General features: G+C 36.2%; 11 protein-coding genes and 4 pseudogenes. 2 read left to right on the top strand and 13 right to left on the bottom strand.

Translation table 11 applies throughout. The annotated features are described in order from the left end of the window. Positions 1-102: 102 nt before the first annotated feature. A pseudogene (locus ACEWFJ_RS11370) lies at positions 103-613 on the bottom strand (GNAT family N-acetyltransferase). 416 nt (positions 614-1,029) lie between these two features. On the opposite strand from ACEWFJ_RS11370, the gene ACEWFJ_RS11365 reads away from it, so the two are divergent. Further along, complete coding sequence (locus tag ACEWFJ_RS11365; protein ID WP_473692452.1) at positions 1,030-2,691, top strand: M4 family metallopeptidase; 1,662 nt, start codon at positions 1,030-1,032, stop codon at positions 2,689-2,691. A 202-nt stretch (positions 2,692-2,893) separates the two neighbouring features. Here ACEWFJ_RS11365 and ACEWFJ_RS11360 read toward each other — a convergent pair whose 3' ends face one another. From ACEWFJ_RS11360 to ACEWFJ_RS11325, 8 genes and pseudogenes are all read right to left on the bottom strand, one after another. Further along, entirely contained in the window at positions 2,894-3,328 is a 435-nt protein-coding gene (locus tag ACEWFJ_RS11360; RefSeq protein WP_429718050.1) for an NUDIX domain-containing protein, read from the bottom strand. Positions 3,329-3,553: 225 nt separating this feature from the next. Continuing rightward, a pseudogene (locus tag ACEWFJ_RS11355) lies at positions 3,554-4,371 on the bottom strand (energy-coupling factor transporter transmembrane component T family protein). A 5-nt stretch (positions 4,372-4,376) separates the two neighbouring features. Further along, positions 4,377-6,068 (bottom strand): annotated as a pseudogene (locus ACEWFJ_RS11350) (energy-coupling factor transporter ATPase). Between the two features lie 10 nt (positions 6,069-6,078). Continuing rightward, positions 6,079-6,630 carry an ECF-type riboflavin transporter substrate-binding protein gene (locus tag ACEWFJ_RS11345; protein ID WP_473692226.1) on the bottom strand — a complete coding sequence of 184 codons (552 nt, stop codon included), beginning with the start codon at positions 6,628-6,630 and terminating at the stop codon, positions 6,079-6,081. Between the two features lie 452 nt (positions 6,631-7,082). Further along, the gene (locus ACEWFJ_RS11340; protein ID WP_473692224.1) at positions 7,083-7,979 is read right to left on the bottom strand and encodes a manganese catalase family protein; all 897 of its coding nucleotides are present in this window, start codon (positions 7,977-7,979) and stop codon (positions 7,083-7,085) included. Positions 7,980-8,056: 77 nt separating this feature from the next. Beyond that, the gene (locus ACEWFJ_RS11335) at positions 8,057-8,314 is read right to left on the bottom strand and encodes a YuzF family protein (RefSeq protein WP_473692222.1); all 258 of its coding nucleotides are present in this window, start codon (positions 8,312-8,314) and stop codon (positions 8,057-8,059) included. Positions 8,315-8,454: 140 nt separating this feature from the next. Next, entirely contained in the window at positions 8,455-9,120 is a 666-nt protein-coding gene (gene bshB2 / locus ACEWFJ_RS11330) for a bacillithiol biosynthesis deacetylase BshB2 (RefSeq protein ID WP_440603913.1), read from the bottom strand. An 11-nt stretch (positions 9,121-9,131) separates the two neighbouring features. Next, entirely contained in the window at positions 9,132-9,482 is a 351-nt protein-coding gene (locus ACEWFJ_RS11325; protein ID WP_098310188.1) for a YojF family protein, read from the bottom strand. Positions 9,483-9,655: 173 nt separating this feature from the next. Here ACEWFJ_RS11325 and ACEWFJ_RS11320 point away from each other — a divergent pair, with 173 nt between their 5' ends. Then, positions 9,656-11,077 (top strand): ArsB/NhaD family transporter, encoded by a 1,422-nt coding sequence (locus ACEWFJ_RS11320; RefSeq protein ID WP_473692220.1) that lies wholly within the window; start codon positions 9,656-9,658, stop codon positions 11,075-11,077. A gap of 36 nt (positions 11,078-11,113) precedes the next feature. Here ACEWFJ_RS11320 and ACEWFJ_RS11315 read toward each other — a convergent pair. From ACEWFJ_RS11315 to ACEWFJ_RS11300, 4 genes and pseudogenes are all read right to left on the bottom strand, one after another. Continuing rightward, positions 11,114-11,340: pseudogene (locus ACEWFJ_RS11315) on the bottom strand (hypothetical protein). Positions 11,341-11,354: 14 nt separating this feature from the next. Beyond that, on the bottom strand, positions 11,355-12,614 hold the full coding sequence (gene ilvA / locus ACEWFJ_RS11310) for a threonine ammonia-lyase IlvA (RefSeq protein ID WP_473692218.1): 1,260 nt from the start codon (positions 12,612-12,614) through the stop codon (positions 11,355-11,357). Between the two features lie 203 nt (positions 12,615-12,817). Further along, complete coding sequence (locus ACEWFJ_RS11305; protein WP_473692216.1) at positions 12,818-13,519, bottom strand: MgtC/SapB family protein; 702 nt, start codon at positions 13,517-13,519, stop codon at positions 12,818-12,820. A gap of 189 nt (positions 13,520-13,708) precedes the next feature. Continuing rightward, entirely contained in the window at positions 13,709-14,905 is a 1,197-nt protein-coding gene (locus ACEWFJ_RS11300; protein ID WP_429721242.1) for a multidrug effflux MFS transporter, read from the bottom strand. Positions 14,906-15,314: the final 409 nt, after the last annotated feature.

Here is a 15,314-nt window from a genome sequence, read left to right as displayed (position 1 = left end):
AAATAAATCCTCATCATATTTTCAAAAAATATGATGAGGATTTGAATGTAGCCTATACCTTTTTCTTGCTTAGTCTATGACTTTATTGTAATTACACAATAATCACGCTTGCATAACCAGACCATTTGGACGAAGGCGACTCATCATAATTTCATCAATAAATTTACCGTTTGCTTTTAAACTCCCCTTCTTTGTTCCTTCTTCTATAAATCCAAATTTTTCATACAACGCTTGTGCACCAGGATTTGTTTCGAGAACGCCAAGTTCTACCCTTTCAAGCATTAGCCAATTGTCCGTAAGATCGAGAATTTTTTGTGAGTAATGCTTTCCCAATTCCTTTTTTATGATATTCACTATCTACACCGATAAATATATCTCCCGAATGCGATCTTCGTCCTTGTCCTTGCGTTAAACCTACAAATCCAACAACATTACCATCAAACTCCGCAACAAATTCAAATTGATTATGTCCTAAGTTACGAATTCTATTTTCCATAGCATCCACTCGCATACTTGGCATAAAAACCATATATGGTAAAACCGAATCTTGTATACAAATATGATGAATTGCGCTAGCATCCTGTATCTGAACGGGACGAATAGTTACTTCCATTACAACATCTCCTTTACAACATAAAAAATAAGATTGTTTTGGAATATTCTATACACTATGTAAAGATTCCTATCTAAAGCTATGAAAACAAATTGTACATTAGTTATATCTTTAACTATTATTATCTTTCCTTTTTTTAAAGGAGTACCCCTTATTAAATAGAATCTATCTATTGATTATTAAGCAAATAACCAATCAATCTTAATGGATACTTAAACAATAAAGAAGCTGAATCAAATGTCGTTGAAAAACGACTTTTCGAATCAGTTTTTTTACTCTTGTTTTTTTTATTGTTCATCAAAATTCTAGAAAACTTGAGAAATAAATTATTTGAATTTTCAGTATTCTAATAATAGAAACTTAATGCTACCATTAAGCTACTCTCTTTTAAAAATTTTTGTTAGGGGGAAAAAATGATGAAGAAAAAGAGTCTAGCACTTGTGTTAGCAGCTGGAATGGCAGTGACAACATTTGGAGGGACAAGCTCTGCGTTTGCAGATTCAAAGAACGTACTTTCCACAAAGAAATATAATGAGACGGTACAGTCTCCAGAGTTTGTATCGGGCAATCTAACAAGTGCATCAGGAAAGAAGGCAGAATCTGTTGTATTTGATTATTTAAACACTGCTAAAAAAGATTATAAACTAGGCGAAAAAAGTGCAGAAGAATCCTTTAAAGTACAAAAGATTATAAAAGACCCTGTTGGAGAAGCAACAGTTATCCGTTTACAGCAAATATATGAAGGTGTACCAGTATGGGGATCTACTCAAGTAGCTCATGTTGGGAAAGATGGTGTATTAAAGGTTGTATCAGGAACAGTTGCACCTGATTTAGATAAGAAAGAGAAATTGAAGAACAAAAATAAAATTGAAGGAAAAAAAGCGATTGCAATCGCACAAAAAGATTTAGGATTTACCCCAAAATATGAAGTAGAGCCGTCTGCGGACTTATATGTATATCAAAATGGTGAGGAAACAACATATGCATATGTTGTAAAATTGAATTTCTTAGATCCAGAGCCAGGAAACTATTATTATTTCATTGAAGCTGATAGCGGTAAAGTTTTAAACAAATATAATACAATCCACAATGCAACAAATGACAATACGGCTCCAAGTAAACCTGTAACAGGTACAAGTACAGTAGGAACCGGTAAAGGGGTATTAGGCGATACAAAGTCTATTAATACAACACTCTCTGGATCTAGTTATTATTTACAAGATAATACACACGGTGCAACAATTTACACATACAATGGAAATAACCGAACAAGATTGCCGGGAACGTTATGGGCAGATACAGATAACGTCTTTAATGCTAAATCCGATGCAGCGGCAGTGGATGCACATTATTATGCAGGTGTAACATATAATTATTACAAAAACACCTTTAACCGCAATTCTTATAACGATGCTGGTGCACCGTTAAAATCTACGGTTCACTATGGCAAAAATTATAACAATGCCTTCTGGAATGGATCGCAAATGGTCTATGGTGATGGAGATGGATCTACATTTATTGCATTTTCCGGTGGTATCGATGTTGTCGGACATGAGTTAACACATGCCGTGACAGAATATAGTTCAAACCTCATTTATCAAAGTGAGTCTGGTGCGTTAAATGAAGCATTCTCTGACATCTTTGGAACATTAATAGAATACTATGATAACCGTAATCCAGATTGGGAAGTTGGTGAAGATATTTATACACCTGGTAAAGCTGGGGATGCGCTTCGTTCTATGAGCGATCCAACAAAATATGGTGACCCAGATCATTACTCTAAACGTTATACTGGAACGAGCGATAATGGCGGCGTTCATACAAATAGCGGTATTATCAATAAAGCTGCTTACTTATTAGCAAATGGCGGTACACATTATGGTGTAACAGTGAATGGCGTTGGTAAAGATAAAGTAGGTGCAATTTACTATCGTGCAAATACACTATACTTAACTGAATCTGCAACTTTTAGTCAAGCGCGTGCTGCCTTAGTACAAGCAGCAGCTGATTTATACGGCGCAAACTCTGCAGAAGTGGCAGCCGTGAAGCAGTCATATGATGCAGTTGGTGTAAAATAGGTTCCACTCCCTTTATATAGTGAAAGAGGCTGTCCCAAGAGTAAAACTTTTGGGCAGCCTCTTCCTTTGTATATAAATCGCCTTTTTCTGATATAATCAAGTCACCACAACCAAACCAATCAAAAGGAACGATTCTCTTATGTTTGCAACAAAATCCCTATGTATCCTACTCTTTTATCAATAATAAAACCTTTTCTCGATTTTATTTGGTACCTTCAAATGCATAAAAAGCCAGTGTTTTATTACTATCAGAATTTATTTTTAGCCTCTCAAATAAGGACGGCATCAATTCCTTTACTGATTCACTATTTGCCCACCTTACTTCAACAATATCATTATCAGGATCATTAATGTTTATTTCACCATCAATAATCTTTGCATGAAAAGTAATGATTAAAGCATGATGACCTCTTTCTTCGAAGAACATTTCTCTAACGGAACTCAACCCGGTAACAACAACGTTAAATCCCGTTTCTTCTTTTACTTCACGGATTATAGCCTGTTCTAAGGTTTCTTCTCCTTCAACTGCTCCGCCCGGAAGACTCCAATAAAAAGAATCACCCTTTATGTTTTTTACTATTAATATATTCTCATTATCATCATAAATTAAAGCTGAAACCACGTTAACTCTTTCCAAAACCAACTCCCCCTTTTGAAATTATTTCCTACTGATAACTATATCAATTATACTAAAATCAAAGTAAAGAATGCATTAATAGACTCGATTAATTCTTTAAAAAGGAGGACTTAAAAGGAGCAAGCACATGTTACAAGATATAAAACTAGTACTCTTTGACTTGGATAATACCCTATCTTCGTTTGTCATCTATTATACGCAAGCCACCAAATATTCATTTAATGCTCATAAAGGATACCAAAACGAATAAAAAATTGTGAGTTTCAAATAAATAGCAATAATCAAAATGCAAATCCCAATAAGAATAGCCATATAATCAAGAGGCTGCATTTTCGTCCTATAGTACCATGTTCGCTTCTCCTTTTTTCCAAAACCGCGTAAATCCATAGCATTCGAAACAGTATCAATTCGATCCAATGAATGTATCACAAGCGGCCAAAAAATCGTCATTCGATTTTTAATGCGTTGAAAAAGAGTTGCTTCTCCTTTATGAAATGGAATTCCCTTGCTTCCTGTGCATGTTTAATGAGTTCGTATTCCGTTTGTATATTCGGAATGTAGCGCAGTGCAATATTAACTGCATAAGCAATTTTATAAGGCAGTCCAATTTTGTTTAAGCTGCTTGCAAATTGACCCGGGTGTGTTGTGTAAATAAAGATAAGTGTAAATGGTAATAAGGTAAAATATTTTAATGATAGTGTCATTGCATAAAAAAGAGTTTCTAGTGTAATAGTTGCATAGCCAATATGGAGAAGTGACGTATATGTACCGGTTAGCTCCGATCCATGTGTTGGGGTAATGAGTAAAATCATGATGGAATTCAAAATACTAAATGTGAAAATAACACTAAAAATAATCAACATGCTGCGCGTTGGAATTTTTGCGATGCCTAGTAGTATGCATCCGATTAGAAATAAGCATAATAAAATACGAAAATCAAAGAATAGGAATGTGAGAATCATCCATATAATAAATAGGATTAGTTTTACAGCGCCATCCATACGATGGAAATATGATTTGCCTTCTATATATAGTGTCCCCATCTTACTCATGAATGATCCCCCCTCCTTGCTTCCATATAAGATTGAACAAATAGCTGTGGAATTGGTATATTCCCATGTTTCGCTAAGCCAGTAAGTGAGCTCTCACGGAGGTTTGCCTGCTTTAAAATACGCTCGTTTGCCAACACGGTAGTTACTGCATCATCTGCAATGATTTCTCCGTTATGTAGTACAATCGCCCGATTTGCGTATTCTAGCGCTAAGTTCATGTCATGTGTAATGAATAAAAAAGCTATTCCACGTTTCGCTAATTTTTGTATAAACATCATAAACTCTTTGTAGTGAAAATAATCTTGTCCTGCAGTTGGTTCGTCTAAAATAATAAGTTTGGGATTTGTAACAAGAATTGAGGCTATCGTTAAACGCTTTTTTTGTCCATAACTTAATGCTTGTACCGGCCATTTTCGAAATGGATATAAACCACAAATTTGTAATACATTTTCTACTGTTTTCTGCATTTCTTCTGAAGCATTCTTCAGTTTTAAAGCAAATGCAGCTTCTTCCCAAACAGTTGCTTGTGTAATCATGTGATTAGGATTTTGCATCACATAAGCGATGGCCTCTCCCGCTTCCGGATTGACCATGTTGTAATATCAGTTCCTTCTAAAAGAATTTTACCTTGATGTTTTTTTCATTCCCGTCATGATATGAGCAAATGTTGATTTTCCAGCACCGTTGTTTCCTAAAAGAGCGAGTACTTCACCTTTGTATATAGACATAGATACATCCTTCAATGCAAAATTACTGTTTGGATATACAAACGAGATATTTTCTATTTTACATATACATTCTTTTTCGGACATTGCTGTATGTATTGGGTTTTGTAACATCCATTTTGATAACGTTTCATGTAATATACGAGAATTAATATTTTCTATTGGATAAACTTCTTCATTCAAGAATGGATATTCCAATGTTTTTAATGCTTCTATGTATACAGGCTCCCTTAGCCCTACTTTTTGTAAAACATTTGTTTGTAATAGATCAGTCGGTGCTTCGATTGCTACGATACGGCCATTTTCCAAAAGAATAATTTTATCTAAATCGAGATCGAGCATTTCTTCAATGCGATGCTCAATAATGATAATCGTTTTATTCGTTTGTCTATGAATCTTTTTCATAAGTTGGATTGCTTTTTGGCTGCTTACAGAATCTAAATTCGCTAAAGGTTCATCAAATAACAAAATCTCAGTGTTTGTAGCTAGTATGCCCGCTAGAGAAACTGACTGTTTTTGTCCCCCTGATAAATCGTGAGGGCTATGTGAATGAAACTTGATCATGTCTACTTCTTTAAGTGAACGTTCTACAATTTGTTTTATTTCCCCTTGCTCCGCACAATTATTTTCCATTGCAAACGCAACGTCTTCTTCAACTGTTAATCCGATAAATTGGGAATCTTGGTCTTGTAGAATCGTTCCTACACGTTGACTTAACTCGAATATACTCGTATGTCTAGGGTCAATACCACATACAGAAAGACTTCCTGTACTTGTCCCTTCATAAGAAAAAGGAATGAGCCCATTGATACAATGAGCTAATGTAGATTTTCCTGATCCGCTTCGCCCAGCGATTAACACTTTTTCGCCAGGATAAATATGAAAGGTAATATCCTGTATCGTCGGTTCAGCTACGTTTTTATATTGGAATGTGAAATCTTCAAAAGAAATAATCGGTTTCATATGTATATTCCTACTTCTCAATCTTTAATTGAGTATTCTTTTTATTCGCTTTCACAAGTCCTAACACAATTGGTAAACCGAGGATGAAAAACACGAGAACATCTGCGATAATCGCACCGCCTACTTGGATAGCAATCTTATCGAACGGCTCGCCCATAATGAGAATGTCAAATACACCTGCAAAGACGATTCCTAAAAGAATACCAATTACACCTGTAATAGAAAGGTGGATAATATCCCCTTTACCGTATCTTCCATTTTTCACACTAAATGTAGAGCGCTTTTGGACAAATCCCATAAATAAACCAATAATTCCTGAGCTTAACACCCAGCCCCACCAAATGCCCCAGCCAGCAATGGCATCTGTGATTGTATGACCAATTAGTCCAATTAATAAAGCTGCAATTGGTCCAAAGATAGCACCGAAAATCGTTAATAAAGCAAGCGCTGGTTTAATGAAAGTATTCGGTGCAATGGAAAATCCCCATAATCCTAATACACCGTATATTGCTGAACCGATTCCAATTGCAACAACTAATTTTGTAGAAAGCGTTTTATTCATTTATACTCCCCCTCTCGTTATATAAATTTACTTGGAATAACTTCTATGATTTTCATAGACGCTATTAAATTTATATGATGCAGCAGCGTGAATTATGCTCACCATACATACCGTTTGAAAAAATGAGAATCAATTCGAAATTCATATGTTACATTTTTTATTGTACATTTTGAATCCGACGTTCTAAATCTCCTTTTTGTTCGATGAAACATGAGCATGTATAGCTATGGTTTGTTACGTGTTCAAGCTTAAAATACGCTGAACTTCACTTTCTGGTATACATCATCTTTCGATACACTTATGATTTTCGTAGCTATTTTTAATTCATTAAAAATCAACAAATACAAAAAAATGAAAAAACCAATTCACATCGGTTTTTTCATTCAAAATAAAGCATGATAATTTATCTGACACTAGTAACAGATGTTGGGGTTTTTTTCAAACACTCTCCCCTACAACCCAGCCGATCTCTGTAACCTTCTCACAATTTCAAAGAAATCTTCCTGTGATATCCCTGGGGCAAATTCTTCTGGCAATTCATCTAAGTCTGGAATTGGCGCACCTTGTGGGGAGCCATCGATAACTTGAAGCGGCTGCCCATCTTCCGGGTGCTTTCCTTTCCAAATTTTATTTAAGTCTGTGTAATCATTATCACTAAAACGGTACAGTTTTAAGTGGGCACCTTGATCTTCAAAGCGTCTTGCCACATCGAATACTTTGTTAGATAAGTTTGGAATTGGGAGCATTTTTGCCACATCAACACCTGTTGCTACTTCTAACGCTTTGGCGTATGCCAAAACATGAACGCCACCGCGGACAAGTAAATACCCAATTGCTTCTTTCGCTGTTGGATGATCTGTCATTTCATAAACACGCATTTTGTTTGTCCGTGCTCCGCATTCTAGGAAAAAGTTATGCAATAAGTCTAGTATTAAATTTCCACTATTAAACACATAATCTCCACTCCATGCTTTTCCCATTGAATCACCGACAAGAGTAGTTTGTGCGGTTGAAATAAAGTGCTGCGTATTACGTTTATCTTTCGCAGCTTTCATTGTTCCAATATCAGGATCTCCCGCATGCGTTGTTCCAGTTAAGCAAAGATTAATTGCATTTGAAATCAATTCAACATGTGCAAATTCTTCCGCTGTTATATTGGCAATTAAATCATAAAATGGTTTTAATTTTTTCTTACCGCGAAAGTTAAAAGATTGAAACATATAGTTATTTAGTGTCGACATCTCACCAAAACGGCCGCCTAACAATTCTTGCACCGCAGCCGCTGCGTTTGCATCAGCATACTTCGGGTCGGGGAGTGGGATAATCAACTTGTCAATTCGTTTTATCATCAGTATGAAGCCCCCTTATCTTCATCATTTCCATCATTACTGATGTATGAAAGATAAAGGTTGTTTCATGTGTATTATTATTCCGGCATTACCCAAACAATTTGCTGCATGCGAATAAAGAAAGGTGTATCCTTTTCTTCAATTACAATATGATCTGGTTTGACAGCTTTTAATACCCCATGCACGCTACCACGCATTGTATCCACAACAACATTTTTCCCAACAATCATTTGTAAAGTTTGCACAACATACGGATCAACATTAGAAATCACTTCTCCGTTCAATTGATAACCATTTCGAAAGTCTCCATGCACATCTTCATGTGAATAATCCATGATTATTACCTCCTCTTTCTACAATTCGCTTGTATTGTATGAGAGGGATTAGATAAATGTGCCTATCTAACAAAAAACGAGATGCCATAATTGCAGCATCTCGTTATGTATCATAAGCTAGAAAATTTATTTTTTCTAGCTTATGATTCCCATTTATACGTCCAAAATTGTTCACCTTGTAACCATTTTAATGTCGCTGGGTCTTGTTTTTTTAGCTTTGCTTCCATCTCTTCTAACATCGCTTCTGTTTGCGAACGATGCGCACGAAGCGCCGCTAACTTTTGTTCTAACACGTCGCTTATATTGTTAATTACATCTGGCTTTCCTAATACTTCTTCACGGTTTTTCGTAATCGCCACTGCATGAATAACTGGACGTTCTTCTTTTGGCATACGTTCTACCGCACGAACAGCTGCGCGTCCAAATGCGTTATGATCTGGATGTACACCGTGCTCTGGATAGAATGTGATGATTAAGGAAGGATTCACATCACGAATCACTTCTTCAATTTTATCTGCTACAAAGTCAACATCTTCAAATTCTAATGTTTTATCATGGAATCCAAGTAAACGTAAGTCTTCAATGCCCATTGCCTGGCAAGCTTCTTCTAATTCCTGCTTTCGAATGCTTGGAATCGTTTCGCGATTTGCAAATACATTTTTCCCCATATTACGTCCCATTTGCCCAAGTGTTCCGCAAGCATACGTAACAGGTATTCCATTATTTCGATATTGACGAATTGTTCCTCCCGCTGCAAATGATTCATCATCTGGATGCGGAAATACTACAAGTACGTGTCTTTCCATAATCTCACTCCTTATGCAAATGGCGTTAAACTTAATTGCAGCGCAACTGCTAGACGCCCTTTTTCATCATGACCTGCTAATAACAGACGATTTTTCTCATCTATTTCCCAATGTGTCACACCTTCTGCATATACCCAGCCGTGCTCCATTTTTAAACCAATACGGTATGGATTCGTTCCCGTAATTTTACCGCGTTCAAAGCGAATTACTGCATTACGCACAAATGCCCCAACTGTCATCGTTTTTTCATTTACATGCGAAGCATATGCACCGTTCGTTGTTTCTAAATGAAGGTATACATCATTATTTAGAAAACGTTCAATCTCGTTTTGTACGACAGAAGTATCTGTAATTATTTCCATCGGATTTCACCTCTTTTAATCAGTTTACGAAAAAATAATGTAAATTGCTATCTCTTATAATAGAGGACAATGATTACTTTGCCTATTTTTTTGCTTTTTATTTTTTATTTTTAATACGGTATGTGAAATTACATATCTTTTTTTGTGTGTTCTGTATTTTCATTTCTTTCTGTATGCGAATTTGCTACAATGAAATTTATGCAGAGGAATGTATTTCGACAATTTTATACACAACTATGTATAGGATATTAAAAAAGAAGGTGAACACATTGGAACATTCAGCACATGAAGTTGCAAACTGGCAATATTACTTTGCCATTGCTGTATTTTTAGTAACATACGGCTTTATTATCTCAGAAAAAATTAACCGTGCTGTCATTGCTTTGCTTGGGGCTGCCATTATGGTTATTATGGGAATTGTAGATTTACATACTGCCTTTACTACACATATTCAATGGGAAACCATTACTCTATTAATTGGGATGATGATTCTCGTACATATTACAAGTCAATCTGGGGTCTTTGAATATGTGGCTATTAAAGCTGCAAAAGCAGCCGGCGGAAAACCAATTCGAATTTTACTGCTCCTATCCCTTTTAACCGCAGTTGGTTCTGCCTTTTTAGATAATGTAACAACCGTTTTATTAGTCGTACCAGTTACATTATCGATTACACGTATTTTAAAGGTAGCTCCTGTTCCGTATTTAATTTCAGAAGTATTATTCTCTAACATCGGCGGAACAGCGACACTTATTGGTGATCCTCCAAACATTATGATTGGATCTGCTAATAAGCATCTTGATTTTAATGCGTTTTTACTGAATTTAGCACCGATTGTTGCCATTATTGCTGCCGTTACATTACTTATTTTATATGTTATGTATCGCAACAAATTAAAAACAACAGACGAACAAATTCAGAAACTGATGTCTTTAAATGAAAAAGACTACATTCGTGATCGCAGCTTACTCGTTAAGTCCTTATCAATTTTAGCATTAACAATACTTGGATTCATTCTTCATTCTATTATTCATGTTGATGCTGCTGTAATTGCGATGACTGGTGCTGTCCTTTTAATGCTAATCGGTGTAAAAGAACACGAGATAGAAGATGTATTTGCTCATATTGAATGGGTAACAATTTTCTTCTTTGCAGGTTTATTCGTTCTTGTCGGTGCACTTGTTGATATCGGACTTATTTCCTCACTTGCACAGAAAGTATTGGATGTAACAAACGGAGATATTGGCTATGCATCCATCTTAATTTTATGGGTATCTGGTGCTGCTTCTGCCACAATTGATAACATTCCGTTTGTAGCAACAATGATTCCGCTTATTCAAAACTTAGCAAGCGGACTTGGACTTTCACCGGATTCTCCGCAAATTGAAGTACTATGGTGGGCTTTATCTCTTGGAGCTTGCTTAGGAGGAAATGGCACGCTAATTGGTGCCTCTGCCAATGTCGTTGTAGCAGGAATTGCAAAACGTGAAGGATATGGTTTCTCTTACATGGAATTCTTAAAAATCGGGTTACCATTAACCATTGTTGCCCTACTTTTATCACACGTGTATATTTATTTACGTTATTTAATGTAGAAAAGGTTTGCAGCATGAGCTGCAAACCTTTCTTTTTCACCAAAAGATACCTATAACTGCAAGAGCGCCTAAAATTAAACCTCCAACTTGACCAATCATCGATGGTGTCCATTCCATCCCCTTTTTCATTTGTACAACTGGTCTTTCATGCCGCAGTTGCTGCACTTCTACTTGCAGTTGATGGATGGAACCGTGCAATTCTTTCACAAGCTCTTTCAGTTCTGCTATTTCTTCTTCACCTGACTTCTTTTTTCTAAATTCATTTTCAATACCCCTTTTAGATCAATAAATTGAATAATGTTGGATTGTGATTGATTTCCATATAACGTACGTCCTGTTCCTCCATTCGTCTAATAAGAGGCTCATAATCTTCTTTTCGCTGAAGTTCAATTCCAACTAGAGCCGGACCATTATCTTTATTGTTCTTCTTCGTGTACTCAAAACGAGTGATATCATCATTAGGACCGAGAACGTTATCTAAAAACTCACGCAAAGCACGGGGACGCTGCGGAAAATTAATAATAAAATAATGCTTCAGTCCCTCATAAATTAACGATCTCTCTTTCGTTTCCTGCATCCGATCAATATCGTTATTGCCACCGCTCACGATACAAACAACCGTCTTCCCCCGAATTTCATCTTTATATAAATCAAGTGCTGCAATTGGCAGGGCACCAGACGGCTCTGCAACAATTGCATTTTTATTATAAAGTTCAAGTAATGTCGTACACACTTTCCCCTCTGGTACAGCGACAATGTCATCTAGTACACGTTTACAAACTTCATATGTAAGATAACCAACTTGTTTGACCGCTGTTCCGTCCACAAACGAATCAATATGCGGAAGCTTAACAACCTCTCCTTGCGCAAACGCCTCTTTCATAGAAGCAGCACCTTCTGGTTCAACCCCAACAATTTTCGTTAAAGGACTAATTCCTTTTACGTATGTTCCAACTCCAGCTGCTAAGCCTCCTCCGCCAATTCCCATAAACATGTAATCAATCGTACAATCCGTATCATGTAGAATTTCTACACCAATCGTCCCTTGTCCTGCGATCACATGTGGATCATCAAACGGATGAATAAATGTTAATTCCTGCTCTTCACAATATTTTACTGCTTCCCCATAAGAACTATCAAATGTATCTCCTTGCAGCATCACCTCTACGTAATCTCCTCCAAAAAAGCGCACTTGTGATACTTTTTGACTTGGTGTTGTATTTGGCATAAAAATCTTTGCTGGAATTTGTAATTTATGACATGTATAAGCTACACCTTGTGCATGATTACCCGCACTAGCACATACAACTCCTTTTTTCAACTCTTCCATCGGTAAATTGCTAATACAGTTATAGGCACCCCGTATTTTAAAAGAACGAACAACTTGTAAGTCCTCTCGTTTTAAATATACGTTACATTGATATTTCTCTGATAGAATAGGATCTCGCTCTAAAGATGTATTTCGAATCACATCTTTTAACGTATTATACGCAACGAGAATATCTTCAATTTTGATCATTTCTTTCACATTCTTCATATCTTTGACCGCCTCACTGTAGGATTTAAAAAGTTTTGTTTTACATTATACAGAATAATCTAAAAATTTCAAATGAAGTTCAAATAAAAAATGAATCAACACAGTGCATGTGTTGATTCATCATTTCATGATGGCGTTTCCACTTTAAATATTTGGCCTTTGACATGTACCAAATTTATTATTTTAATTTTATAAAAAAAACATTAATCAACCTCTTGTCCAGAAATAGCTTTCCATCCGGTAGCTGTAACGCCTGCTTCTAAACTAAGACCATTCACTACTTTTTCAATAAAAGCTGTTTTCTTAGCATCACAATGTAAAACTGCTCGAATCATTATTTTTTTACCTTCTTCAATCTCTTCACTATATAGTTCTCTTAACTCAATTCCTTCTGTATTTAGCATTTGCATTAGCAACAACCTAATATGCACTTCATCTTTATTAGAGCACGTTACAGATAACACATAATTCATTTTCTCTGGCATTTTATCAGTTGATTTTTTATTCATAAATAATGCAACTGGACGAAGGAAAATATTAGCTAATAAAACTCCAAACGCCCCTAGTATAGCTACTGTTAGAAAACCTGCTCCGACAAGAGTCCCAACAGCTGCAGAACACCATAATGTTGCAGCAGTATTTAAGCCACGAATACTAAAGCCGTCTCTAATAATGACGCCCCCGCCTAAAAAGCCAATTCCACTAACAACTTGAGCTGCAATCCGGGTTGGACTAGATTCCCCTGTCACAATAACTGACAATAAAACAAACAAGCATGCTCCTAATGAAACCAAAGCATTCGTTCTTAATCCTGCCATACGATGAAGCCACTGGCGTTCTGTTCCAATAAGTGCTCCTGCCAATATAGCTACAAATATACGAAGTGCCATCTCTTGCAGCATCATCTTTTTTCACCTCTATCTATGTATAAAGGAGAATTCTATATAAAATCCTCCTCCATATATTGTACCTTAATTCTCATTAACATCAATTTCATAAAGCTAGCTACTATTTATTCTTCTATAAGTTTCCTGCACATTTAACCTTACACGTACAATCAAACTAAAAAGTTCCCAATATTGTATATAAAACTTTCAATTATTTTTTCGCCTTGTTAAAATGATAAAGCTAAGCATTGCACCGATATGACAACAAACAATTGTAATTCCCATCGGTACAGCTGTCTGTTCTCCTTGAATACCAACTAAAGGTGCTACTACAGCGCCAGATATAAAAGGTAAAAGTCCTAATAAAGCTGCGGCGCTTCCTGCTGCTTTCTGCTGATTCTGCATCGCTAACGTAAATCCAGTCGTCCCAACAATCCCTACGCTAGAAACAATAATAAAGAAGCAGATTAACACTCCTATTAAAGAAGGTGCCAGCAAAATAATAAGAAGAAGAGTGATGCCTCCTAGCAATGCAAAGAGAAGTCCAGCTACTAATAAAGTACGTTCTTTAATCCGCCCTGCCAGGCGCCCTGTAACTTGAGATGCAATAATAATACCAAAACCATTAATCGCAAAAAATAAGCTATATAATTGCGGCGAAGCACCAAAAATATTCTGAATAACAAATGGTGATCCTGAAATATAAGCAAACATGGCTGCTGTGATAAACCCTTGAGAAAGTGCATATCCCATAAATACGCGATCTTGTAATAAACGTTTATAATGAGATAAACTCTCTCCCCATCCGCCTGCTGTTCTTTTCTCTTCATGTAACGTTTCTGGCAAAATAAAAATAACACTTAATAACATAAGTCCACTTAATACACCTAACACAATGAACACCCAGTGCCAAGAAGCAAAGTTTAAAATTTGTCCGCCCATAATAGGCGCAAAAATCGGAGCTGCTCCATTTACTAGCATTAAAGCAGAAAAGAATTTTGTAAGCTCAGATCCCGTGTACAAATCCCTCACAATAGCACGAGAAAGTACAATTCCTGCTGAACCGGCTGCACCTTGAATAAAGCGTAATACAATGAGCAACCATACAGACGGTGTCAACGCACATAAGAAGGAAGCAGCTGCATAAATAACAAGACCAATTACAATCGGTTTTTTCCTCCCTTGACGGTCACTCCATGCACCAACCCACAATTGACCTAACGCAATTCCTAACAAACATGCAGTTAAACTTAACTGCGTAAGTGCGCTTGTCGCATGCAAATCGTTTGTTAAAGCTGGAAAAGCCGGAAGGTACATATCAATAGAAAGCGGACCAATCGCAGATAAGCTTCCAAGAATAATCGCTAGGATGATTCGCTTATCTTTTGCGACTTGTACTTTCATTTGTAATTCTGTTTGCAATCATATAACCCCCTTTTTTATCTTCCCACTAACACGCGGGATAAAGAAAAAACCCTATTAAATAGAAGTTTCACTTTATGTTTCAAATTGCTTATACCTTGTTCAATTACTTCAATAAATTAGAGTATAGAATAACAGACAAGATGTAACTATATTAGTTACACAATTGTTTTTTGTCAACACATTTATCCGATATTTTTCCAATTCAACAATATCAAAAAGGATATCAACAAATGTCGATATCCTTTTATCTTCTAGAATTCCATTCAAATTCCCTCTGCATTTGTCAGCGGCTTCTCATACGTATCACTATGACAAGTATACATTGTTGTCTTATCTTCTATTACAATGCGCTCTTTGTTAACAATAAAATTCTGCTTCACTGAAAACA

It is taken from the genome of Bacillus sp. EA-CB0995, assembly GCF_055814245.1.
This window is presented reverse-complemented; position numbering and strand designations above follow the sequence as displayed.